General features: G+C 64.7%; 25 protein-coding genes. 16 read left to right on the forward strand and 9 right to left on the reverse strand.

Annotation, left to right across the window (positions count from 1 at the left end; all coding sequences use genetic code 11):
- Positions 1-173: 173 nt before the first annotated feature.
- From Q0K00_RS05145 to Q0K00_RS05170, 6 genes are all read right to left on the reverse strand, one after another.
- A complete protein-coding gene (locus tag Q0K00_RS05145; protein WP_297227829.1) occupies positions 174-860 on the reverse strand; it encodes a DVU0298 family protein in 687 nt (228 codons plus the stop codon).
- 435 nt (positions 861-1,295) lie between these two features.
- Positions 1,296-1,895 carry a lysine exporter LysO family protein gene (locus tag Q0K00_RS05150; protein WP_297227830.1) on the reverse strand — a complete coding sequence of 200 codons (600 nt, stop codon included), beginning with the start codon at positions 1,893-1,895 and terminating at the stop codon, positions 1,296-1,298.
- Positions 1,885-2,304, reverse strand: a complete 420-nt coding sequence (locus Q0K00_RS05155; RefSeq protein WP_297227831.1) for a hypothetical protein — start codon at positions 2,302-2,304, stop codon at positions 1,885-1,887. The genes Q0K00_RS05150 and Q0K00_RS05155 overlap by 11 nt, the downstream gene beginning before the upstream one ends.
- A 2-nt stretch (positions 2,305-2,306) precedes the next feature.
- Complete coding sequence (locus Q0K00_RS05160) at positions 2,307-3,140, reverse strand: hypothetical protein (RefSeq protein WP_297227832.1); 834 nt, start codon at positions 3,138-3,140, stop codon at positions 2,307-2,309.
- The gene (coaBC, locus tag Q0K00_RS05165; RefSeq protein WP_297227834.1) at positions 3,122-4,357 is read right to left on the reverse strand and encodes a bifunctional phosphopantothenoylcysteine decarboxylase/phosphopantothenate--cysteine ligase CoaBC; all 1,236 of its coding nucleotides are present in this window, start codon (positions 4,355-4,357) and stop codon (positions 3,122-3,124) included. Before coaBC ends, Q0K00_RS05160 begins: the two co-directional genes overlap by 19 nt.
- A complete protein-coding gene (locus Q0K00_RS05170) occupies positions 4,354-4,926 on the reverse strand; it encodes a hypothetical protein (protein WP_297227835.1) in 573 nt (190 codons plus the stop codon). The genes coaBC and Q0K00_RS05170 overlap by 4 nt, the downstream gene beginning before the upstream one ends.
- A gap of 122 nt (positions 4,927-5,048) precedes the next feature.
- Between Q0K00_RS05170 and queA the strand changes: the two genes are divergently transcribed.
- Positions 5,049-6,179, forward strand: coding sequence for a tRNA preQ1(34) S-adenosylmethionine ribosyltransferase-isomerase QueA (gene queA, locus Q0K00_RS05175; RefSeq protein WP_297227837.1), 1,131 nt, complete (start codon positions 5,049-5,051; stop codon positions 6,177-6,179).
- 25 nt (positions 6,180-6,204) lie between these two features.
- Here the strand turns inward: queA and Q0K00_RS05180 are convergent, their stop codons facing one another.
- Positions 6,205-6,852 (reverse strand): hypothetical protein, encoded by a 648-nt coding sequence (locus tag Q0K00_RS05180; RefSeq protein ID WP_297227838.1) that lies wholly within the window; start codon positions 6,850-6,852, stop codon positions 6,205-6,207.
- Between the two features lie 361 nt (positions 6,853-7,213).
- On the opposite strand from Q0K00_RS05180, the gene Q0K00_RS05185 reads away from it, so the two are divergent.
- Genes Q0K00_RS05185 through Q0K00_RS05205 form a run of 5 tightly spaced genes read left to right on the forward strand, consistent with a single transcriptional unit; the run spans position 7,214 to position 12,423 of the window.
- Entirely contained in the window at positions 7,214-8,011 is a 798-nt protein-coding gene (locus tag Q0K00_RS05185; protein ID WP_297227839.1) for a 2-amino-3,7-dideoxy-D-threo-hept-6-ulosonate synthase, read from the forward strand.
- A gap of 1 nt (position 8,012) precedes the next feature.
- Positions 8,013-8,996, forward strand: coding sequence for a 3-dehydroquinate synthase II family protein (locus Q0K00_RS05190; protein WP_297227840.1), 984 nt, complete (start codon positions 8,013-8,015; stop codon positions 8,994-8,996).
- 1 nt (position 8,997) lies between these two features.
- Complete coding sequence (pheA, locus tag Q0K00_RS05195) at positions 8,998-10,182, forward strand: prephenate dehydratase (RefSeq protein WP_297227842.1); 1,185 nt, start codon at positions 8,998-9,000, stop codon at positions 10,180-10,182.
- A complete protein-coding gene (locus Q0K00_RS05200; RefSeq protein ID WP_297227844.1) occupies positions 10,175-11,563 on the forward strand; it encodes a 3-phosphoshikimate 1-carboxyvinyltransferase in 1,389 nt (462 codons plus the stop codon). Before pheA ends, Q0K00_RS05200 begins: the two co-directional genes overlap by 8 nt.
- Positions 11,560-12,423: a prephenate dehydrogenase gene (locus tag Q0K00_RS05205; protein WP_297227846.1), complete on the forward strand. Its 864-nt coding sequence runs from the start codon at positions 11,560-11,562 to the stop codon at positions 12,421-12,423. The genes Q0K00_RS05200 and Q0K00_RS05205 overlap by 4 nt, the downstream gene beginning before the upstream one ends.
- Positions 12,424-12,730: 307 nt before the next feature.
- On the opposite strand, the gene Q0K00_RS05210 is transcribed toward Q0K00_RS05205, so the two are convergent.
- Entirely contained in the window at positions 12,731-13,027 is a 297-nt protein-coding gene (locus tag Q0K00_RS05210; RefSeq protein ID WP_297227876.1) for a hypothetical protein, read from the reverse strand.
- Positions 12,948-14,009, reverse strand: coding sequence for a PAS domain-containing protein (locus tag Q0K00_RS05215; protein ID WP_297227849.1), 1,062 nt, complete (start codon positions 14,007-14,009; stop codon positions 12,948-12,950). Before Q0K00_RS05215 ends, Q0K00_RS05210 begins: the two co-directional genes overlap by 80 nt.
- 473 nt (positions 14,010-14,482) lie before the next feature.
- Between Q0K00_RS05215 and Q0K00_RS05220 the strand changes: the two genes are divergently transcribed.
- The 10 genes from Q0K00_RS05220 (at position 14,483) to Q0K00_RS05265 (ending at position 23,735) form a co-directional block, all read left to right on the forward strand.
- Positions 14,483-14,986 (forward strand): AbrB family transcriptional regulator, encoded by a 504-nt coding sequence (locus Q0K00_RS05220; RefSeq protein ID WP_297227851.1) that lies wholly within the window; start codon positions 14,483-14,485, stop codon positions 14,984-14,986.
- Positions 14,987-15,057: 71 nt separating this feature from the next.
- Positions 15,058-16,131 (forward strand): flagellar biosynthesis protein FlhB, encoded by a 1,074-nt coding sequence (gene flhB, locus Q0K00_RS05225; RefSeq protein WP_297227853.1) that lies wholly within the window; start codon positions 15,058-15,060, stop codon positions 16,129-16,131.
- Between the two features lie 72 nt (positions 16,132-16,203).
- Entirely contained in the window at positions 16,204-18,312 is a 2,109-nt protein-coding gene (gene flhA, locus Q0K00_RS05230; RefSeq protein ID WP_297227855.1) for a flagellar biosynthesis protein FlhA, read from the forward strand.
- A 414-nt stretch (positions 18,313-18,726) separates the two neighbouring features.
- Positions 18,727-19,821 (forward strand): flagellar biosynthesis protein FlhF, encoded by a 1,095-nt coding sequence (locus Q0K00_RS05235; RefSeq protein WP_297227856.1) that lies wholly within the window; start codon positions 18,727-18,729, stop codon positions 19,819-19,821.
- A 2-nt stretch (positions 19,822-19,823) separates the two neighbouring features.
- Complete coding sequence (locus tag Q0K00_RS05240; RefSeq protein ID WP_297227858.1) at positions 19,824-20,636, forward strand: MinD/ParA family protein; 813 nt, start codon at positions 19,824-19,826, stop codon at positions 20,634-20,636.
- Positions 20,637-20,693: 57 nt separating this feature from the next.
- Positions 20,694-21,476 (forward strand): FliA/WhiG family RNA polymerase sigma factor, encoded by a 783-nt coding sequence (locus Q0K00_RS05245; RefSeq protein ID WP_297227860.1) that lies wholly within the window; start codon positions 20,694-20,696, stop codon positions 21,474-21,476.
- Between the two features lie 77 nt (positions 21,477-21,553).
- On the forward strand, positions 21,554-21,934 hold the full coding sequence (locus Q0K00_RS05250) for a chemotaxis response regulator CheY (protein WP_297227862.1): 381 nt from the start codon (positions 21,554-21,556) through the stop codon (positions 21,932-21,934).
- Positions 21,935-22,066: 132 nt separating this feature from the next.
- Positions 22,067-22,720, forward strand: coding sequence for a flagellar basal body-associated protein FliL (locus Q0K00_RS05255; RefSeq protein ID WP_297227864.1), 654 nt, complete (start codon positions 22,067-22,069; stop codon positions 22,718-22,720).
- Between the two features lie 263 nt (positions 22,721-22,983).
- Entirely contained in the window at positions 22,984-23,316 is a 333-nt protein-coding gene (locus Q0K00_RS05260) for a hypothetical protein (RefSeq protein ID WP_297227866.1), read from the forward strand.
- Positions 23,313-23,735 (forward strand): hypothetical protein, encoded by a 423-nt coding sequence (locus Q0K00_RS05265; RefSeq protein WP_297227868.1) that lies wholly within the window; start codon positions 23,313-23,315, stop codon positions 23,733-23,735. The genes Q0K00_RS05260 and Q0K00_RS05265 overlap by 4 nt, the downstream gene beginning before the upstream one ends.
- Positions 23,736-23,764: the final 29 nt, after the last annotated feature.

The raw sequence follows: 23,764 nt of genomic DNA on the forward strand, positions 1-23,764 counted from the left end.
GAGTAGACATGGTAACCTCCGTCTCCATACCTACTCTTTTTTGAAGCGTATGGAAATAATGAGTCCTGACCCTAAGGCGTCGTCGATACCCCCACGCCCCCAAACGCCGGACCTTCTCCTCCACCAGTCCGTCAGCGGTCGCCGCCCGGATGGCGGACAGCGGCCGCGCCCCGTCAGAAAAGTTCCTTCCCTCCGGCGGCCAGCTCCCTCACCGAGGTGGCGCGCATAGCCTCGCCGTCGAAGATCTCGCAGGCGACATCCGGTCCCTGTTCGGCCAGCCGCCGCAACAGGGGAGCGTCCATCATGTCCGGCGGCAGTTGCCGCAATGCCCATGCGGCCATGCCCCGGCAAACGGGATCGGGATCGTCCAGCCCCCGGCGCAGCCACGGGCGCGCCCATTCCGCCAGCATCGGACGGACTTGCGCCAGCCTGCCGATCCCCCAGAAGCAGGAGCGGCGCAACACGTCATGGTCGCAATAGTTGTCGTCCTTTTCCAGCTCGATGACGTAGGAGATGAGCACGCGGTGGAAATCCTTGGCCGCCAGTTCCGACGCGCAGCAGGCTTCCGCAAAGGCTTCGGGGATCCCCCAGCCGATATTGCCGGACTCCTCGTTCATGTGCCACATGAGGCGGCGCATGATGTTGCGTACGGCTTCAGGCTGTTCGCGCTCCAGACCGGCGACGGCGGCGCCCAGCGCCACAGCGGCCCGATGACGCAGACACGGCGACAAAAGCAGGAAGGAGAGCAGCGGCCCCACGGCGGAAAGGCCCTCTCCGGCGATCTCGGACAGATGGCTCCGCCAGTCCGGCGCTTCGAGCAGCTGGCGAAAACGAGTCTTGGCATGACGCATACGGGACATGGCTTTTCCTCCTTAGGCGTTTTCACCCATACGACCTGTCGTTTCGCGGAAAAAACGCGTTTTTTCCGCCTGGTTTTGTCCAGGCGGCGCTGCGCCGCCGCCTCGCGTTCCGCCTTTTTCAAAGGCAAAACGCCTTGGGGCGTGTCAACACAAATTTTACAAACAATCTCAATAAATAAAACAAACAAGCTCCACATGTTCCGCTTGCCTTCAGAGGTGGGGATGCCTCGTGTCCCTGACTCTTCCCCCGGTAAAAGCGCGCTGGGGAAGGGATGGGGGGCTTGGGGGGAAGGGGAACCCCTCCCGCGCCGGCGGCGACCGAAAGGCGGCCCACAGGGCCGTGCCCGTTAGGCGACGCAGGAGCCTTACGGGCATCGACAGCAGAGCGAGGGGTTCCCCTTCCCCCAAACAGGCAACGAATAGTGTTCACAGGCCCTAAAGCTCGCAGAAGAACGTCACCCAGAACGGCACGCTGAAATCAAGGATCATGGCGTGCACGATGGAGACGAACACCCATTGCTGCCCGGCATAGCGGGTGATGATGGGCAACGTGGTGTCCATGGTGGACGCGCCGCCGCAGGAGATGGGCGCGAGCGGGCTGATCCAGCGGACGAGCAGAGGCGCGAAAAGCAGGGTGATGAGCTCGCGCATGATGTTGGCCATGAGCGCTACCGTCCCCAGCTCCGGCCCCTTGTACTGGGTGATGAATACCGATGACAGGGAATAGTAGGCAAAGCCCGCGCCTACGGCAAGGCATTCACCCACGCTGTAGACCATGAACAGGCTCACCAGAGCCGAGCCCGCAAAGGTGCCGACGGCGGTCGCCAGCGGCAACAGCAGCACACGCGGCCGCAGGGTGCGCAGGATCTCCCCCAGCCGCTGGTCATAGCCGATGGAAAAGCCCACCAGCAGCATGAGCACATAGAGGACATATACCGTGGCCTCATGCCCCAGCAGATAGTCCGGGACCCAGCCCAGCCAGGCGAAGAGCGCGCCCAGGATGAAACAGCAGATGATGCCGAGACTACCGCCCATGCGGACGCACCTCCTCCGAGGGACGGACGGACGCCTCCGGCGGGACGGGAGCGTCCTCGAAGGCGGTGGCCATGCCCGAAGCATCCGCGGGACTGCCGGCGGGATCGCCCGACATGGCGGCCGTGCGGGCATGACGCCCCGCCTCCGCGCCCGGGAAATAGCGCCGGACAAGGATGACGGCGACCATGCTCCCCCCCACGCCCGCCAGCGTGAGCGCCAACGCCCGACCGCCGAGCAGGGGCAGATTCCCCATGAGCGTGGGATCCCCTCCTACCGCCACGCCGAGCACGAAAAGCAGGAGCAGGATGGTGGGCGTGATGGCTCGCGGCACCTGCGCCAGCCAGGCGACCTTGCGCAGGCACAGGCCGAGCGCTATGCCCGTCAGCATGAGACTAATGGGAATGAACATGACTACCTCGGAAGAAAGGATTGCAGAGCGTTTTGCAGGAAGGCCAACATCTGGTCGTAACGGGAGGCGTCGTCGAGCATCAGGTCCACATCCCGCAGGATCCAGACGCGCCGCCCACGGAAGACCCGATGGCTCAGCGGCTCGAGCTTGCCGGGCAGGGCGGCCGCTCGGGCGGCGGCGGACCCCATGATGATGACGCCTCTTGCCTTGAGCGCCTGAAGTCCTGACCAGAAAATATCGGCATGGGGCTGCAGGGCCTGTCCGGCATCCGGCAGACAGACGGGCCAGAAGGTATGCGTCCCCTGCGGATGGCCGAGATCCTGAAGGAGGCGTCGGAAAAACAGACCGCGCTCGGCCTTGCCGGGCTGCCCGCCGTCACAGAGATCGCTGCCCAGGTTCCAGTAGGTCCAGGCCACCAGACCGGGCCGCGTGCGGGCAAGACGTTCCTGCCAGGGCGCGGGCCAGAGGGCCGGGGCCAGCGGCCGCCATTCCGACTCCTCACGAGCGGGAGCGGCGTCCGACGGCGAGACGACACGCCGGGAAGCCGCCGCGTGCGCCGCGGGGAGCGGCTCCTCGACCTGCCGGACGGCGGGACGCACCGCCGGGCGGCTCGCGGGGCCAGCGGCGGGACGGGACGGCTCACGGGCCGGGACGGTCCCGGCAGTCCGAGGCGATACGGCCGGTCGTGCCTGTCCGGCAGGACCGGCGACAGGCCCCCCGGATGTCTGTTCGGTCGTGAGGGACAATTCCGGCGGCAGGTCCACGGGAGACAGCAGATAGCGCAGGCCGAGCCGCTGCCACGGGGCGGCCAGCGGGCTTACAGACGCAAAAGCCATGACAGCAGCTCCCAGGCCACATCGGACTTGGCCTGTTGCGGCCAGATCTCCTCGTGGCCGTTCCTGTCCGTGACGGCCATGCTGTTGGTCGGACTGCCGAAGCCGCTGCCCTCGCCGTTGACGCGGTTGCCCGCCAGCAGATCGGCGTCCTTGCGGGCGCGCTTGGCGCGGGCCAGCGCCATGAGTGCCTCCATGTCCGGCGCGGTCTCGGCCGCGAAACCGAGCGTCTTCTGACCGGGCAGCCGCCGGGCGGACAGGGTGGCGAGGATGTCGGGATTGGTCAGGAAGCGAACGCTGAAACCGTCCTGCGCGCCTTCCTTCTTGAATTTGTCCGGCCCGTAGGGCTCCGGGGAAAAATCGGCCACGGCCGCCGTGAAGCAGCCCAGATGCATGTCCGGCCAGACCTCCGCCGCCGCCGCGAACATGTCGCGCGCCGTGAGCACTTCCGTACGCCGGATCTCCGACGGCAGCGCCGGACAGCCCGGCCCGCAGACGGCGGTCACCTCCGCGCCGCGCAGCCAGGCCGCAAGGGCCAGCGCCCCGCCCATCTGTCCGCTGGAGGGATTGCTCCAGTACCGCACGCCGTCCCACGGCTCGCGGGTGGGGCCGAGCGTCACCAGCACCCGCCGCCCGGCCATGTCCTGCGGCGACAGGGCCCGCAAGGCGTGCCAGAAAAGCTCTTCCACCGGCGCAAGACGGCCCTGCCCCTCATCGCCGCAGGCCGCGCGTCCGCAATCCGGCAGGATCAGCCGCGCGCCGCGTTCCCGCAGCGTGGCCACATTGGCCTGCGTGGCCGGGTGGCGCCACATGCGCGGATTCATGGCCGGAGCCAGCAGCAGCGGCCCCTCGAAAGCCAGCGCCTGCGCCGACAACATGTCCGAGGCCGCCCCCTGCGCCAGACGGGACAGGGCGTCCGCGCTGGCCGGGGCCACCAGCATGGCCTGAGCGTGCTGGCCCGGTTCCAGATGGGCAAAGGGATCTTCGCCGGGGGCGAACATCTCCCCGTAGACCGGCATGGCCCCCAGCGCCTCGAACAGGAGCGGCGTCACGAACTGCCGCGCACCGGCGGTCAGGGTCACGGAGACATGGACATCCATCAGCCGCAGCGCCCGCAGCACATCGGTCAGGCGGTAGCAGGCCACCGAACCGCAAATGCCCAGATGCAGCCGCTTCCCGGCAAAGTGGCGGCTCCGGCTGAACAGACAGTCAAGGCTCACAGTTCGCGCTCCTGCAAGCCGCCGGAAGCAGGCGCGCCCCAGCTTTCGGAGGTGCCCACCGGCGGCGCGTCGGCGGCGGGCGTCCCGAAGCCGCCATCGCCGCCCGTGTCGCCCGTATCGCTCGAGGAGCTTCCGCCGCCGCCCGGCAAACTGAGCATACTGCCGTCCGGCAGACGATTGCCCGCGCAGATGGTCACCACGGTCTGGACCGCCTGCGATTCCACCACGACGACGGCCATGCGCTCGCCGTTCTCATACACATAGACGCCCTTGCTCGCGCGGCTCTGCTGCAGGCGCAGCTGCCAGCCCGCCGCCTGCAGGCTGTTGAACAGGCCCTGCGCCGCGGCGGCTGAAGTCACCTGCCCGAAGGCCACTTCCACGCCTTCGCCGCCGCTGACGCGGGAATGATCCCCGGAGAGCGCCATGCCCGCCGGGAAGGACACGCCCAGCAGCTGGCTTTGCCGGGTATTCTCACCGGGGCCGAAAGGGTTGTCTATGCCCAGAGAGGCGCAGCCCCCGGTCAGGGCGAACAGGGCGCAAAGACCCAAGGTGACAAAAAGACGCGGCATGGCTATACTCCTGCGGATGGTGCTCGTTCCCTCCGGGGAACGGCTGGAAAAGATAGCCTCTCCCGCCCGCGCTGACAAGACCGCGACGGCGGCGGCCCGCTCGACTTCCTCGGAGATCGCCCATGTCCCAGCCCGTTTTTCCTCCCGTGACCGAAAAAGACTTCCAGCTCGGATCCTACCGTTTCGACCTTCCTCAGGAGCAGATCGCCCAGTTCCCGCCGGAGACGCGCGGCGCTTCGCGTCTGCTCGTCATGCCGCGCCGGGGAGACCTGACCCTCGAGGATCATGCCTTCACGGATCTGCCCGACCTCCTTCCCGAAGGCGCGCTGCTCGTGGCCAACAATTCGCGTGTGCTCCAGGCGCGCCTGCTGGGTACGCGCGGCACGGGGGGCAAGGTGGAGTTCCTGCTGCTGACGCCCCTGCCGCTGGTCATGGAGAACGCCCATCGCCGCAAGGGCGTCGATGACGGCTGGAGCGCCGAGGTCAGCGGCCTCGTCCGCTGCGGCGGCAGCATCAGGGACGGGGAAAGCGTGGCCTTCGGCGCGGGCATCACGGTGACGGTGCTGGAATCCGGCCCCTTCGGGCAGCGTCGTGTGCGGCTGGACTGGGAAGGGGATCTGGCGGCGGCCTTTGCGGCCACGGGACATATCCCCCTGCCGCCCTACATCAAGCGCAGCGACGACAGGGAGGACCTGAGCCGCTACCAGACGGTCTATGCGCGGGAGGACAAGCTCGGCTCCGTGGCGGCCCCCACGGCGGGTCTGCATTTCACGGAAGATCTGCGGCAGCGGCTCGCCGGACGGGGCTTCGGCTGGGCCGAGGTGACGCTCTATGTGGGCTACGGCACCTTCAGCCCCATACGCTGCGAGGACGTGCGCCATCATCGTATGCACCGGGAATATATCGAAGTGCCGGAAAGCACGGTGGAGGCCATCCGCAAGGCCCGGGCCGAAAAACGTCCCGTCATCGCCGTGGGCACCACGAGCGTACGGGCCCTGGAAGGCGCGGCGGAGGTCTGCGGCGGGCTCCAGCCCTTTACCGGCTGGACGGACATCTTCCTGTATCCCGGCCGCCGCTTCCGGGTGGTGGACGGCATGGTGACCAATTTCCACCTGCCGGAATCCTCGCTGCTGCTGCTCGTCTCCGCCTTTGCCGGACGCGAGCGCATACTTGCCGCCTATACGGAGGCCGTCCGCCGGGGCTACCGCTTCTTCTCCTACGGGGACGCCATGTTCATCCGTCCCGGCGCGTAGCCCGCGCCGCTCGAACGGCACACGATCAGAAATCCAGAGAAAAGCGCATACCCATGCCCACGGCGGAGTCCGGCTCGTCGCTGCGTGAAAAATGCCCGCCGTGCTCCTTGTCCTTGACCGTGATCTCCGGCCCGACGGAAATGCTGAGGTCATCGCTGCGAACGTCCCCGAAGGCGCGCAGGGTATGGCGTGAATGGCCGATGGAAAGCGTCTCGTCCGGCTTGCCGGGGGCCATCGGCGTCTGCGGCCGCCAGACGGAATCGTCCGTGTCCAGACTCATGCCCAGCCCCCCCCGGCGACGGCGCTCCTCATCCTTTTTCTGCCGGTCGGCCTCCCGCCTGAGCGAGGCTTCGATGCTGGCGGTGTTGCCCACGGCGGGAGCGGACTGCTTGCCGCCCCTGGCGCGATGATGCAGGGTCTCCCCCTCCACCCCTTTTTTCCAGAGCGCATCCTCACGGGCGGCGGACTGCCCGAACGCCCAGGACTCGCCGTGCAGCGGGGCCTTCTTTTTTTTACCGCGGCGCTTTTGCGACTGTTTCTGGCGCGTCTGCGCGGCATGGGCCACTCCCAAAGCCGAAAAGGACGCCGGTCCTCCCGTGGACACCTCAGTGACGAACGGTCCGGGCACAAGGAGCAGCAAACTCAGGGTAAGAGAGAACAGAGAGACACGCATACCTCTTGGTACACGCAAGGCCGCCGCCCTGTAAAGAGAAGGCCCGGCGCGGGGCGAACCGCCGCCCGCGTCGGGGGATGCGGAAAAATGTCTCCCGACGACTTGACAAGTCCACGGGGAGAGGCGTACCTAAATCGAAACGATGGAGTTTTTCATGTCCCGCAACACCTTTGCCACCGCTTCCAACTACGCCGCCGGCTTTTATGGCTGGTACTTTTTTGCGTACTTTACCGAAGCCTGTGGCCGGGGTCGTTGCTGACATCCATCCGTCAACCGAACCCATCGGGCCGCAGGCAAACCGCCGGCGGCCCTTTTTTTATGCCGCCGCGGCCCGGAACCGCATCCGCAAAGGAGAACCACCATGTACCTTGGCAAGAAAGTCCGTCTGGAACGCATCATCAATCGTGACAATGGCCGCACCATCATCGTCCCCATGGATCATGGCGTGACCATCGGCGCTGTGGACGGCCTTGTGGACATGCGCGAGACCGTCAACGACATGGCCATCGGCGGCGCGGACGCCGTGCTCATGCACAAGGGGCTCGTGCGCTGCTCCCACCGCAGCGCGGGCAAGGACATCGGCCTCATCGTCCATCTTTCCGCCTCCACCGCCCTGTCCCCCATGGGCAATACCAAGACCCTCGTGGGCACGGTGGAAGAAGGCATCAAGCACGGCGCGGACTGCGTCTCCGTGCATGTGAACCTCGGTGATCCCAACGAACGCCTCATGCTGGCCGACCTCGGCAAGGTGGCCGAAGCCTGCGACAACTGGCACATGCCGCTGCTGGCCATGGTCTACGCCCGCGGCCCGCAGGTCCCCAACAGCTACGATCCCAAGGTGGTGGCCCATTGCGCCCGCGTGGGCGTGGAACTGGGCGCGGACATCGTCAAGGTGCCCTACACCGGCGACATCGAAAGCTTCTCTGATGTGGTCAGCTCCTGCTGCGTGCCCGTGGTCATCGCCGGCGGCGAACTCATGGACTCCACCCGCCAGCTCCTGCAGATGGTGCATGACTCCGTGAAGGCCGGCGGCGCGGGCGTCTCCATCGGCCGCAACGTCTTCCAGCATCCCCGCCGCATCGAGCTCGTCCGTGCCATGCGCGCCATCGTGCATGACAATGCCGACGTGGATCACGCGCTGGCCATCGTGGGTGAATAGCATGGCCAGGGTGTACTTTCGCTGTGATCCCTTCGACAAGGGCGCGGTCACACTGGCGCTGGAGTCGGGGGTGGACGGGGTCATCGTGCCCCGCGAACATGTGGAGGCTGTCGCGGGCCTCTCCCGCTGCCCGGTCTGGGCGGCGGAAGAGACGCCCGCCGTGGCCCTGACGGTCAAGGCCGACGAGGAGGCCGTGCTGGAACGGCTGCACGCCGGGGAACGGGTGGTGCTGGCCCGCGGCTGGGAGGTCATCCCCGTGGAGAACCTGCTGGCCCAGAGCGACAACGTGCTGGCCGAGGCGGGCAGTCTGGAAGAGGCCCGTCTGGCGGCGGGCATCCTTGAACGCGGCGTGCAGGGCATCGTCGTCCTGCCGGAGGCCGTGGGCGAACTCAAGACCATCGTGGCGCAGTGCAAGCTCTCTCAGGGCCGCGAGGACCTGCAGGAGGCCGTCATCACCCGTGTGGAGCCTGTGGGGCTGGGACATCGCGTCTGCGCGGATACCCTTTCCCTGCTCAAGCGCGGTCAGGGGATGCTGGTGGGCAATTCCAGCGCCTTCACCTTCCTCGTCCATGCGGAGACGGAACATAACGAATATGTGGCGGCGCGGCCCTTCCGGGTCAATGCCGGAGCTGTGCACGCCTATGCCCGGCTGCCGCATGACAAGACCTGCTATCTGGGCGAGCTGACCGCCGGACAGGAGGTGCTCATCGTGGGCGCGGACGGTCAGACCACCGTGGCCACGCTGGGCCGGGTCAAGATCGAGGTGCGGCCCATGCTGCTCATCGAGGCCGAGGTGCGCGGTCCGCAGGGCACGCAGCGCGGCGCGGTCTTTTTGCAGAATGCCGAGACCATCCGTCTCACGGCCCCGGACGGCACTCCGCGCAGCGTGGTGAGCCTGAAGCCGGGAGATACCGTCCTCTGCCGCACCGACGAGGCCGGACGCCATTTCGGTATGCGTATCCAGGAAGAGATCAGGGAGGTCTAGCATGTCCGGTTCCCCTACGCCGACCGCCGGAGCATCGGCAGGCCGTCTGGCCGAGATCCGCGCCCGCATCGAGGAGGTGGACAGCCGCCTGCTGCCCCTGCTCAACGAGCGGGCCGCGCTCAGCCTCGAAGTGGGACAGATCAAGGCGCACGATCCCGGCATCATCTTCAAGCCCCTGCGCGAACGCGAAGTGCTGGACAATCTGGCCCGCCAGAATACGGGGCCGCTGCCGGACACCCATCTGCGCGCCATCTGGAGCGAGATCCTCTCCTCCTCGCGGGCGCTGCAGCGCCCGCAGCATGTGGCCTATCTCGGCCCGGAAGGGACCTTCTCCTATTTCGCGGGCGTGGAGTATCTGGGACACTCGGCCATCTTCCATCCCTGCAACGATCTGGCGCAGGTCTTTGAGGAAGTGGCCGGGGGCCAGTGCGAGCTGGGGGTCGTGCCGCTGGAGAACTCCCTCCAGGGCACCGTTGGCGTGAGTTTCGACCTTTTCCTGAGCCATGACGTGCACATCCAGGCCGAACTCTTCTCGCGCATCTCCCACTGTCTGTTGAGCAATGCCGGTTCGCTGGCCGAGGTCCGCACCGTCTACTCCCATCCGCAGCCGCTGGCCCAGTGCGGCGGCTGGCTGCGGGCCCATCTGCCCAATGCCGCCCTCGTGCCCGTGGAATCCACGGCGTCCGCCGCCCGGCGGGCGCAGGGCGAGCCCGGCGCGGCGGCCATCGGCAACGGTAGGCTGGCCGATCTGGCCGGGCTGGCCATCCTGGCCCGCCGCATCGAGGATCAGGCGGGCAACTGGACGCGCTTCGTCATCATCGGACCGCAGGCCGCCCGCGCCCAGCTGGGCGGGGCCATGCGCACCCCGGTGCCGGGCCATACCGGCGCGGACAAGACCTCCCTGCTCTTCACCCTGCCGGACAAGGCCGGGACCCTCTCCGCCGTACTGGACCTGCTGGCCCGCTACCGCATCAACATGCGCAAGCTGGAATCCCGGCCCCTGCGCGGCCAGTGCTGGAAGTACGTTTTCTTTGCGGATGTGGAAAGCGATCTGGAAGCGCCGCAATACGCGGAACTGCTTGAAAAGCTGCACGAGGTCTGCACCAGTTTCCGCATCCTCGGCTGCTACCCCACCGGCCCCCAGCTCGATCGGCCGGACAACAACAAGGATGACGACCATGCGTAACGTCACGGCGCCGGCCTCCAAGTCCCTCTCCCACCGTTACTGCATCGCGGCGGCCCTGGCCTGCGGCGAGTCCTCGCTGGAACATGTGCTGGAAAGCCGCGACCTGCAGCAGACGCGCGCCATCCTCATGAGCGCGGGCGCGCGCTTTGAAGTGGTGGGGCACAGCGGCCATGCTTCGGCGCAATGGCTGGTCACGGGTATGCGGCGTCCGCAGGGCGGCGGCAACGCCGCTCACGCCCTTTCCTGCGATGTGCACGAATCCGGCACCACCTGCCGCCTGCTCACGGCGGTGCTCGCCGCCGGGCAGGGCTGGTTCCGCATCCACGGGGCCGAACGTATGCACGAACGGCCCATCGGAGAGCTTACGGAAGCCCTCTCCCGGCTGGGCGCGGAGATCCGCCATGAGGGCCGCCCGGACTGTCCCCCTCTGCTGCTGCACGCCGCCGGTCTGCATCCCGAACGGGTACAGGGGGACATCACGTTGGGCATGGACGCTTCCAGCCAGTACTTTTCCGGACTGCTGCTGGCGGCCCCGCTCTGTCCCTCGCCGCTGACCATCACGCTGGGCGGGACCAAGGCTGTCTCCTGGCCCTATGTGGGCCTGACCCTGCAATGTCTGGAAGACTTCGGCCAGCATTTCACGGTGGAGACGCGCCCCGCCCCCGACGGGACATGGCAGGCCCTGCCCGGACAGTCCTGGCGGGAACTGCGCCAGGCGACGCCGGGCTGCCTGCGCATCACGGTACAGCCCGGGACCTACCGGCCCGGCCGCCATGTCATCGAAGGAGACTGGTCCGGGGCTTCCTATCTGCTGGCCGCCGGAGCCGTGGGACGCCACCCCGTCCGCGTGGAAGGGCTGCGCCGGGATTCCCTGCAGGGCGATCGCGCCATGCTGGACATCCTGCGCCGCATGGGCGCTCGCGTGGACGCGGACGAGACCGGCGTGACGGTCTACCCCTCCGCCCTGCACGGCGTGCAGCTCGACATGGGCGACTGCCCCGATCTCGTGCCCACGGTGGCCGTGCTGGCGGGCTTCGCGCAGGGCTCTACCCGCATCGGCAATGTGGCCCATCTGCGCCTCAAGGAGTCCGACCGCCTGCGCGCTCCGGCCGAGGAACTGCGCAAGACCGGCGTCATGGTGGACGAGCTCTCCGACGGGCTGCTCATCCACGGTCTGGCCGGACGCAGTTTCGGGCTCAAGGCCCCGGTGCTGCCGGACGAGGTGGCGCTCTGCACCCATAACGACCATCGCATGGCCATGTCCCTTGCGCTGCTCTCCCTGCGGGACACCACCATCAACATGCGGGAACGGCTGGACAATCCCGCCGTGGTGGACAAGTCCTTCCCCGATTTCTGGCAGTGCTGGGAGCAGATCCGATGAAGGGCAAGATCGTTCTGGTGGGCAGCCGCGGCCGCATGGGCGACATGCTGCTGCGGCGCGCCCGCGCGGCCGGTCTGGACGTGGCGCCGCTGGACATCAGCGACGATCAGCCCGCCGCGGAAGCCTTCGGCGTGGCGGTCTCCGGCAGGGGGACAGCGCTCTTTGCCCCTGACGCCGTTGCCGCCGCCTGCCGGGGGGCCGAGCTGGTCCTGCTCTGCGTCCCGGCCGCGGCCCTGAAAGAAACGGCGACGCTGCTCCGTCCCCATCTGCCGCCCTCGGCCGTGCTGTCGGACATCGTCAGCGTCAAGGAACAGCCCATGCGCCAGATGTGCGAAGTCTGGCCCCATGCCGTGGTGGGCACGCATCCGCTCTTCGGACCGCGCCCCGCCGAGGGCGAGGAACTGCCCGTGGCCGTCACCCCGGCCGCCGACACCCCGGACGAGGCCGTCCGCAAGGTGGAGGACTTTTTCGCCGCGCTGGGCTGTCGCTGCTTCCGCACCACGGCGCAGGCGCACGACCGGGCCATGGCCCGCGTCCAGAACATGAACTTCATCACCACGCTGGCCTATTTTGCCCTGCTGGCCGGGGACGAGGAGCTGCTGCCGTACATCACGCCGTCCTTCCGGCGACGGCAGGCGGCGGCCCGCAAGATGCTCACCGAGGACGGGGCCATGTTCTGCGCCCTCTTCGAGGCCAATCCCTACAGCCACGAGGCCGTCCGCCAGTACCGGCAGATGCTCAACGTGGCCGCGGGCGGCGACATCGACCTGCTCTGCCGACGGGCCCGCTGGTGGTGGCGCGAGGAGGAAGGGACGCCGGACGGCGAGGATGCGCGCGGCAAGGCCGAGCCGTCCGCCTGATGAAGAACGTTTCCCCTTCTCCATGAGAGTCGGTCTACGCCATTCGCTGCCTGTTCTGGGGGAGGGGGGATCCCCTCGCGTCGCTGTCGATGCCCGCGGCTTCCCGCAGTCGCAACGGGCCTTTCGGTCGCCGCCGGGGCGGGAGGGGCTTGGGGGGAGGAAACCCCGCTCCCGCGCCGGCGGAGGGGGTCCCTTCCCCCAAAACAGGCAGCGAATGGCGTCCACAGGCCCTGGCCGGAACGGCGGCGACAGAGCAGCCCATGTGAAAGCGAAACGAACAGTCCGCGGCGGTCACGGGACGGGCACTTCAGCTTCCGTCTCCGGCATTGATACGATCATCAGTGTACGAGACCCGCTCTCCTCGGAAGCGTTCAATATAATCAAGCAGGAAAGCCCGATCTTCACGGCGGGAATGTTCCTTGTTGCGCTGCATCTCCCGTTCAGCGGCCGAAATGAATTCCCGCAATTCCGCTTTTATGATCATCGATGACGTTCCGGCGGCAAACAGCACGGGAAATTCCTGGTCACCGCGCAGCAATTGCGCCTTTTTCAGATTTTTCGCGCACTCGGCGGCAAGCGCGGCCGTGCAGTTCGGCAGGATGATAAGGAACTCGTCCCCCCCCCATCCTGATGGAGAATTTGGGCATCTGGATGACCTTGTCAACAAGCTCAGCCGCTGTGAGGATCATCCTGTCACCCTGCGCATGGCCGAGGGTGTCGTTGACCATTTTCAGGCCGCAGATATCAATGTACAAAAAGCTTATGGGGAACACGTTGCTCTGTAGGATTTCGAGCCACTCCTTTTTGAAAAAATCCCTGTTGTACATGCGCGTCATCGGATCAAGCTTGGCATCCCGCAGAGAGGTCTCATATTTTTGCCGGATTATCTCCACGCTCTGGTTCGTTCCGCGAAGAGCGACGGCGTGCCCGAGGTAGTTGCGCTGCGTGACGAAGCCCGATCCGATGGTCCAGACATAATGCCCATTCTTGTGCCTGAGCCTGATCGAACATTCAAAGCTGTCGCCGAATTCGGGATGAACGGCCAACTCTCGCTGAAAATCCACAGCATCAAGGTCGTCGGGATGGACGATGGTCGCCCATTCCTCGAAAGTCACGGGGAAATGCTCCCTCGCATCGTAACCCAGCATAGCGCGGTAGCTGTCGCAAAACCGGCACTCTCCGGTTATGCCGTCCCACTCCCATATGCCCATCTCATTGGTCTGGAAAAGCCGCGGGAAAGAAAATTTCGTTCGCAGTTCAACGCAATAGCCGGAGCAGCATGTCACCCTTCCCGAGGAATCCCTGTTCAGAACGCCTCCCTGGATGAGTATCCACTTTTCGGGGGAATGCTTCATGGTGAACTTGAGCACCAGGGTGTCTCCATGCAAGGAAGAAGAAAACTTCCGCAAAAAATCAGCCGAGCTCTCGTCAATGATTTTCAGGAAATCTTCCAGCGCCACTTCAGGGGAGTCAAGTTGAAGAAGCGTTCGCGCCTGGTCGTCCATCTTAACCGAATGGCCGTCAAGGAACCAGAACCCCGGCGAAAAGGGGGTCAATTGCTGCTTGATGCTTTCGACTATCTGCATAGGCATTACGACCTCTGAATTACTCCGCGCACGCGGGAATCCATCGCAATTCGCCTGATGCGGCAAGTCCGCGACCTAATTCGCGTATGTATGGCGCACGCGCGCGAGTTAGAGAGAGAGAGAGAGAGAGAGAGAGAGAGAGAGAGAGAGAGACTTGCGCGAAATCATGGGAACTCCCTTGCGCTGGAATTTCACCCCATTTGCGAGGCCACACATGCACATGGCCATTTTCACGCCTCTCCAACACAACAGATATACGGCCCCGTGCCGGCATGCCGCGATCCACCATCGCAGGATGGCGATAGCGACACTCTACATGTGCGGCGGGGAAAAGACAAGAGACCATACTCCGCCGGCCGCCCGCGAGTAGAGCCCCCATCCCCAAACGGCCCCGGCCGGGGAGGCGTGAGGCGGCTTGAGATTGCCGCGGAACAGGCGTATCATATTGCACTTTCCGGTTGCAGGAGGTTCGCATGTCGTACGCTTTTCCGCTCATCGCCCTTGCCGGGACGGCAGGCGGCCTGTTGTTCCACTGGCTGCATGTGCCGGGCGGGCCCATGTTCGGGGCCGTGCTGGCCGTGCTGGGCGTCAAGCTGCTGGGTCAGGTCATGACCGCGACGCCCCTGTCCTTCCAGCTGGCATCCCAGATCGCCATCGGCATCTTCGTCGGGAACATGCTGACTCAGGAGGGCCTGCTGGAGATCCGCAAGATGGCGGGCCTCATGATCGGTTCCACCCTGCTGCTCGTGCTGGCGGGCTGCCTCGGCGCCTGGTTCGTCTCTCGTCAGGTGGGCATGGACGCGGCCAGCTCCGTGCTGGCTACCAGCCCCGGCGGCCTGCAGGCCGTGGTGGGCATGGCCGTGGACATGGGCGACAACGCCCCGGCGGTCATGGCCTTCCATATCGTGCGCCTCTATACGGTCATCATCCTGGCGCCACTGCTAAGCTGGCTGCTGCATCATTTTCTGTCGCGCTGAGGATGGCCGGGACGCCGCCCCGGCGGCGTGCCTCCTCCCGTGCATAACGATTCTTACCCAGGAACGAGCGCATGTTCGGTAAGCAGTCCGACCCCAGCAGAACGGAAGAAGCCACCCCCAAGCGCAAGCGCAAGCAGCGCCAGGAAGGCAACGTCCCCAAGTCGCAGGAACTTGGCAAGGTCGTGAGCATCGTGGGGGGGCTCATCATCCTCAATCTGTGGCTTGGCCCCATGTCGGACAAGATCAAGCTCATCTTCCGGCAATTCCTGCAAAACGCCCCCACCTTCAATGTTACCGAAGAAACCGTCTATGCCCTCTTCTTCTCCCTCAGCATCGACATCGCCTATCTGCTCATGCCGGTGCTGCTCTTTCTGGCCGCTCTGAGCTATCTGGCCCAGCGGCTGCAGGTGGGCAAGCTCTGGACCTTCAAGGTCTTCAAGTTCAAGTTTGAGCGCTTCAACATCCTGCGCGGGCTCAAACAGTGCTTTTTTTCGCCGCAGACCGTCCTGCGCGCCCTGAAGAGTCTGGTCTTCGCCCTTATCCTGGGCATCATCCCCGGCTTCATCCTCTGGACGGAATACCTCAATTTCCTGCCCATGTACTATGCCACCCCGGAAGGTGTGGCCGCCTACATGCTGGAAACGGCTCTCAAGGTCGTCAAATATTCCATGATCCCGCTCATCGCCATCGCCATCTTCGACGTCTGGCAGAGCCGCTACGCCTATAACGAAAGCCTCAAGATGACCAAGGACGAAGTCAAGGACGAGCGCAAGCAGGCCGAAGGCGACCCGGTCATCAAGCAGAAGCAGCGCCAGAAGATGATGGAGGTCATGGCCCGGCGAATGCTGGCCGATGTGCCCAAGGCCGACGTGGTGGTCACCAACCCGACCCATATCGCCGTGGCCCTGAGCTACAACCCCTCGGAAGCGCCCGCGCCGGTGGTGCTGGCCAAGGGGGTGAACCGCCTGGCCGAGAAGATCAAGGAAGTCGCCCGCGAAAATCGTGTCCCCATCCGGGAAAATGTCCCTTTGGCACGAGCTTTGTATAAGTCGGTCGAGGTGGGGGAGATGATCCCCGAAGATTTGTACAAGGCGGTGGCCGCGGTGCTGGCGAGCATCTGGCGGCTGAAGCCCAGAAACCGCTGATGGCGGGCGTTTTCGTCCGTCATCCCCCGCGCGGCAGCCGGGGCGGAGAGGCGGAATTGAGGTGTCAGAAAAATGGCGTCAGTCAGTCTTCCCAAACTTGATTATGGTCGCTTTGCCAAACAGGGCGACGTCATGCTCGGCGTGGGCGTGGTGGTCATCCTCTTTGTCATGCTGGTGCCGCTGCCGACCTTCTTTCTGGACATCATGCTCTGCGTGAGCATCTCCATCTCGTTGCTCATCCTCATGACCACCATGTTCATGACCTCCCCGCTGGAGTTCACCATCTTCCCGTCGTTGCTGCTGGTGACCACCCTGCTCCGACTGGCGCTCAACGTGGCCTCCACACGTCTCATCCTGCTCAATGGGGACATGGGCGTGGAAGCCGCCGGGGAAGTGATCCGTTCGTTCGGTGAGTTCGTGGTCGGCGGCAGCTATGTGGTCGGCGGCGTCATCTTCATGATCCTGTTCATCCTGAACAAGGTCGTCATCACCTCCGGTACCACCCGTATCGCGGAAGTGGCGGCCCGCTTCACTCTGGACGCCATGCCCGGTAAGCAGATGGCCATCGAAGCCGACCTCAACGCCGGTCTCATCGGTGAGGAAGAAGCTACGGAGCGCCGCAACGCCCTGCGCAAGGAAGCCGACTTCTACGGCGCCATGGACGGTGCCTGTAAGTTCGTGTCCGGGGACGTGAACGCCGGTATGCTCATCACCATGGTCAACCTCATAGGTGGCATCATCATCGGCGTCGTGCAGAAGGACATGGACTGGAACACGGCCCTCACCACCTATTCCCTGCTGACCATCGGTGACGGTCTGGTCTCCACCATCCCGTCCATCGTCGTGTCCACCGGTACGGGCCTGCTGGTCTCCCGCGCGGCCTCCGAAGCCAAGATGGGCGAAGAGTTCCTTGCCCAGCTCACGTTCAACAGCCGCGCCCTCAAGCTGGTCTCCTGCGTGCTGGTGGTCTTTGCGCTGGTGCCGGGCCTGCCTACCCTCCCCTTCCTCATCCTTGCCGGTCTGGTCTTCATCGCCGCCCGCGTCACGGCCCGCAACGAAGAAGACGCCAAGGAAGCCGAAGGCGGCGCCAAGGGCGCGGGCAAGGGCAAGGGCAAGAGCCCCACGGCGGACACGCCGGAAGAAGTGCAGGCCCTGCTGCCGCTGGATACTCTGGAACTGGAAGTGGGCTACGGCCTCATCCCGCTGGTGGACGAGGAACAGAGCGGCAACCTGCTCTCCCGTATCCGCTCCATCCGTCGGCAGTTCGCTCTGGACATGGGGGTGGTCATCCCCTCCCTGCACCTGCGTGACAACCTGCAGCTCAAGCCCGGCCAGTACGCCCTGCTCATCAAGGGCAATCAGGTCGCCACGGCGGAGATCCTCGTGGATCACTTCCTGGCCATGGATCCGGGCAACGTGAATACGCAGATCCGCGGCATCGAGACCCGCGAACCGGCCTTCAACCTGCCTGCCCTCTGGATCCCCGACAGCCAGCGGGAAGAAGCCATGATGGCCGGCTATACGGTGGTCGATCCGGCGACGGTCATCGCCACCCACCTGACGGAAGTCTTCAAGCGCCATCTGGCCGAGTTCCTGGACCGTCAGGCCGTGCAGGGCCTGCTGGATACCGTGGGCAAGACGGCCCCCAAGGCCGTGGAAGATCTGGTGCCGGGCACGCTGCCGCTGGGCACGGTACAGAAGGTGCTGCAGAGCCTCGTGCGCGAAAACGTCAGCATCCGCGACATGCTTACCATCGTGGAAACCCTGGGCGACTACGGCGGCGGCGTGAAGAATCCCGACGTGCTGGCCGAATACGTGCGCGAACGGCTTTCCCGCTCCATCGTCCGCTCCTATCTGGACAGTCAGGGGACCCTGCCTGTGCTGACCCTCACCGGGCAGACGGAACGTATGCTGCAGGAAGCCATCCGGCAGGCGGACAATGGCGCTACCTTCCTTTCGCTCAATCCGGCTACGGCGCAACGCCTCATCCAGCATATCAATGCGGCGGTGGAAAATGCCGTCAATACCGACGGCCAGCCCGTCGTACTGACCAGTCCGCCCGTGCGTCCGCATCTTGCCCAGCTGGTCACGCGCTTCCTGCCGGCGGTACCGGTCATCTCTCAGGCGGAGATCCCGCCGGACATCCGCCTGCAGAGCGTGGGCACCGTGGGCGCGGAATAAGGCGGCGCTCCGCCGCCCCGCGGGGTGGGACCGTCGTGCGGGAACGGCACGCGGCGACCGGCCCGCACAGAGGAGTATACCGCCCCGCGTCAGGAGTCTGACAGGGGAGGGAAAGGATAAGGGTCTAGACATTTCAGACACAAGACTCTATGTCTTTCTGGTTGTGCCTTCGACCACTTCCGGGTATGCCGCCTGTCAGCAGACAGGCATGGCAGAGTCCGGCCCGTCCTTCCCGCGCCTTTGCCGTCCGCGGCTGTCGCCGGAAGGTCAGACAGAGCAGCGCGGCCAATGATCGTCCGGGGGGAGACGGCGATCCGCGGCCTGCCGAAGGTCGGAGCACCTCATGGAGGCGTTCGGGGCAGGGGTTTTATGCGAAGCCCGTAGCGGGCAAGATGCTTCTTAAGGAATGCGTGCATGCAAGTAAGAACATTCACGGGTGCCAGCTCACAGGAAATTCTGGCCCGCATCAAGGCGGAAATGGGGCCTGAGGCTGTCATCATCGGCAATCGCACCTTCAAGAAAAACGGGGAGATATGCCACGAGATCACGGCGGGTATCGACCGTAATCCGGTAAGCGCGCAGCAGCCCGTGGGCACGATGCCGGGAGACGGTATGCCCAGCGGCTGGAGCGACTGGCACAAGGACTGGCTGCAGATCAAGGAGCAGATCTTTGCCCTGATGAAGCCCGCCATCCAGATGGACCGGCTGACGCCGCGCCAGCGGGTGGCGCTGGAATACCTCCAGCGGGAAGGCATCTCCGATGCGGTGGCGGTGGATCTCTACAAGCATCTGCTGGCCCAGCCCGGCAGCTCGGTGCTGGAATGTCTGTGCGGCATGGTCCCGGTACAGGGCTGGGGGGCGGGCGGCTGGCCGCAGCGCTGGCATATCATGGCCGGTCCCTTCGGCAACGGCAAGACCACCACGGCCCTGCGCTACGCCCTGCAATGGCGGCAGCGGGATCCCGACGCCCGCATAGCCTTCATCAATGCCGACTGCCTGCGCGGCAACGGCCGCCTGGTGCTGCGACACTGGGCCGAACTCTCGGACTTCCTCTATCTGGAGGCCTCGGACCCCGCGAGCATGGAGAAGGCCCTGCGCGCCAGCCGTGAGGCGGCTCTTGTCTTCATCGATGCGCCGGGGCTGGGCCGTCACGGCACGCTGAGCGAATGGCGGGCCAGCATGGGCCTCACCAAGCTGAAATGCGCCACGCATCTGGTGCTGACCCCCCTGCTCTCCGGCGTGCAGATGGATCATTTCCTGGAACGCTACCGCACCGAAGGCCCCGCCAGCATCATCTGGACCCATCTCGATGAAGCCGCCAGCTACGGCAGCCTGGTCAATGTGGCCTGTGCCACAGGGCTGCCCGTCTCCGGACTTTCCTACGGTTCCGAGCTCAAGGAAAGCCTTGCGTCCGCAACCGAGCCGCTGATCTGGCGGCTGATCTTCAAACGGCAACTCCCCGGCGACCCCGCCGGAATCGCAACTTCTACCCCCCAGCCTGGAGCATAAGCATGAGCGGCGATTTCCCTCTCGTATTTTCCGTAACATCCGGCAAGGGCGGCGTGGGCAAGACCAACCTCTCCGTCAATCTGGCCCTGTGCCTGGCGCGGAAGAACAAAAAAGTCGTCCTCATCGATGCTGACCTCGGTCTGGCCAACGTGGACGTGCTGCTGGGCCTGACGCCGGCCAAGAACCTCTTCCACCTTTTCCACGAAGGGGCGAGCCTCAAGGAGATACTCTTCCCGACGCCTTACGGCTTCTCCATCCTTCCGGCCTCGTCGGGCGTGAGCGACATGCTCACCCTTTCCAGCGGCCAGAAGCTCGAACTGCTCGAAGCCGTGGACGAACTCGAGGACCATGTGGACTATCTCATCGTCGATACCGGCGCCGGCATCAACGACAACGTGCTCTATTTCAATCTGGCCGTGCAGGAACGCCTCGTGCTGCTGACGCCCGAACCCACCTCGCTGACGGATGCGTATGCCCTCATCAAGGTGCTCAAGCTCACGCACGGCGTGGAGCACTTCAAGGTCTGCGTCAACATGGTGCCGGACATGAAGATGGCCAAGGAGATCTTCGCCCGCCTGCATCAGGCCTGCGATACCTTCCTGAGCGGCGTCTCTCTGGACTTCGCCGGCTTCATCCCGCGGGATCCGGCCATGCGCAAGTCCGTACTGGCGCAGAAGCCCCTGTGCGAGACCCAGCCGGAAAGCCCCGCCGCCAAGGCCATCGACCAGCTTGCGGACACCATCAGCCAGTGGGACGTGGCCCGGCAGCTTGACGGGAACATCAAGTTCTTCTGGAAAAAACTGCTGTTTTGCTGAGCGGGGAGAACAGACAGCGCCATCCATGACCTGAAGCGTCGAACGCAGAGCCTGGACATGCATACCGTGACGGCACGAACAGACGAGTCCGCCCCCTGGGAGGCACTTGAGACCGGCGCCACCGCCTGGGAAGATTTCTCCCCGGCGGAGCAGGAGGCCGTCGTGCGGCATTATGCGCCCAAGATCCGCTTTCTGGCGCTGCGCCTCAAGGTCAAGCTGCCGCGGAGCGTGGAGCTGAACGAGATGATCAGCTCCGGTACGCTGGGCCTCATGGAAGCGCTCGGGAAGTTCCGCCCGCAGCTGGGCATACGTTTTGAGACCTATGCCGAGACCCGTATACGGGGGGCCATGCTGGATGAGCTGCGCCGGCTCGACTGGTTCCCCCGCTCGCTGCGGCAGCGCATCCGTGTGCTGGACGAAGCCATGCGGAAAGTGGAATTCGAGGAGGGACGACAGGCGACGGAAGAGGAGCTGCACGAGATGACCGGCCTTGAGCTGCGTGATGTGCGGCAGGGACTCGAAGCGCTGCAGAATCAGCTCTGGCTCTCGCTGGACGCCATCCAGGACACGGTTTCCGGCGAGGGGGGAGAAAACGGCGGACAGCCCTTTTCTTCCACGGCGCATCAGGAGATGATCGAGCGCATAGCCCCCCTCATTGACCGTTTGACACCTAGGGAAAAGTTGGTATTGTCACTCTATTACACGGATGAACTCAACATGCGGGAAACGGCCGAAGTCATGGGCATAACCGAAGGGCGCGTCTCGCAGTTGCATTCCCAGGCCCTCAACCGGTTGCGCAAGGAATTTCTCAATCAGTATGGGGACAGCCCTCTGCCGTAGCGCGGCGTCAGGGCCTGTGTTTGCGCGGTCATTGTTTAGTTTGCCGCCACCGGGCGGAATCAAGGGAGGAGATGCTCATGTCGTATGATACCAATATGCGCGTTCTCATCGTGGACGACTTTTCCACCATGCGCCGCATCGTTCGCAATATCCTGCGCCAGATCGGCTTCAACAACGTCGTGGAGGCCGATGACGGCACGACGGCGTGGGATGTGCTCAACCGGGAAAAAATCGACTTCATCGTTTCCGACTGGAACATGCCCCAGATGACCGGCATCGACCTGCTCCGCAAGGTCCGTTCCAGCGAACAGTTCGCCGACATCCCGTTCCTGATGGTCACCGCTGAAGCCCAGCAGGAAAACATCATCGAAGCGGTGCAGGCCAAGGTGTCCAACTACATCGTCAAGCCCTTCACCGCCGATACCATGAAACAGAAGATCGACAAGATCTTTCAGTAGGCGCATCGTTCTGGCCTGCATGTTTTGGTGGCAGCGGCGGGCCCTGTCCTGTCGTTGCCCTTTTTTTGCCGCACAGCCTCCCCCGCATGAGGGAGGCCGCTGCATGGTTCGTACTGGTGTCCGGAGGAAGTCGTGGCGGACGACAAGGTAAAGGAAAAAGACGATATCAAGGTCGAAGTCTCCTCGTCGTCGGCAGCAGCCGGCGGCAAGGTCGAGCTGGATCTTGATGACGCGCCTTTCTTGCGTGAGCCGGAGGAAAAGCCCCTGCCCCCCGTGGAGCGGCGGTCATCAGCCCCCGCGCCGGTGGTGCAGGAAGCTCCCAACAGCAAGAAAAAGCTCATTATCGGCGGCATCGGCCTGTTCGTCGTGCTCGCGGCGACGGCTGTCTGGTGGTTTTTCTTCCGCGTGCCGCCGCCGGTGGTGGAGCCGCCGAAGCCCGAGGTCATCGTGGTCAAACCGCCGGAGGCCGCTCCTGTGGAACAGGACTTCATCTATGAACTGGAACCGTTCTGGGTCCCGGTAAAGGATGACAAGGGTGGCACCAATTTCCTCGTCTGCCGCTTTTCCACCATCGCCAAGACGGAAATGATCAACAAGGAAATCGAAAAGCAGCTCATGACGGTCCGTGACGCCATGTACTACTATCTGCGCAACAAATCTCTGGATTTCCTGCTGGCTGCCGCCAACAGAGAGACCATCAAGAAAGACCTCACGTCCGTGGTGAACAGCTACCTGACCCTCGGACAGATCGAGGACGTCCTGATGGAGAGTTACCTGGGGCACTGATGCCGGAAGCCTTCCGGCAGACACGCGGAGGAAACCTTGACACGAGGGATGAATAGAGAGAGCGCCTGAAGGCCGCAACACGCCGCCAGCAATCTCCGAAGGGAACGGAAGCTTGCGCGCGGCCCCCTGCGGGGCGGGAGTTCGCCTGGCGAACGCAGCCAATCCCTGCCATGACAGACGGAGGCGGCCGGCAGGCCGCGCGGTCGGGGCGCATCAACATTTATTCCAAGAAAGGGACGGAAGCCTGTCCGGGAGGGGAACCGGTGAGCATCCAATCCACCATGGCCGTGCTGTACGCCCAGACCGGGCTTGCCGCGCCGTTGGTATCGGCAACGACCAACGCGCCGCAGGCCGCTCTGGCCATGTCGCAGGCGCTTGCCACAGAAATGGCCAAGCAGCAGATGCAGCAGGTCGAAAAGAGTGAACCCAAGAGCGAGGGCAGCGCCATCAATACAGATGCCCGCGATCAGGGACAGCAGGGCGCACAGTTCGGCAGCCGTAGACGGCGCAGGCCGCCATTTGTGCCGCAAGATGAAGAAGAACCCCGCCCCTCCGGCTCGCCGCTGGTGGGAAACCTTCTGAACGTACGCGTATGAACGACTATCTCCAACTTGGCCTCATCATCCTCTTTTCCATCATGGAACTGCTCATCCTGAGCGGCGTCCTCTTTTTTTATCTGCGACTGCGCAACTCGGAGCGGCTGCTCAACACCCTGCAGGGCAATCAGGAGGCCCTGCTCGCCCGCATCGAGATGAACGCCCGTCTGGAAAAAGAGATCGTGGCGACCTTTGCCCAGCGTCAGGCGGAACTGCGCAGCCTCGACGAAAAGCTCGAACAGCGGGCCCAGGACCTGCGGCGCCTGCTCGATCAGGCCGAGGGCATCACGCGCTCGCCGCAGTTCCTCCGCGAGCTGATCCTCAACGGACAGCGGAAGGGCCTCTCCGCCAAACAGATCGCCCGCAATGCCGGCCTCAGCGTGGATGAGGTCGAGCTTATCATGAGTCAGAATTCCTGATCCCCCTACCCAAGCCCCATCTGGAGACA

It is taken from the genome of uncultured Desulfovibrio sp., from assembly GCF_944327235.1.
GTDB lineage: Bacteria > Desulfobacterota > Desulfovibrionia > Desulfovibrionales > Desulfovibrionaceae > Desulfovibrio.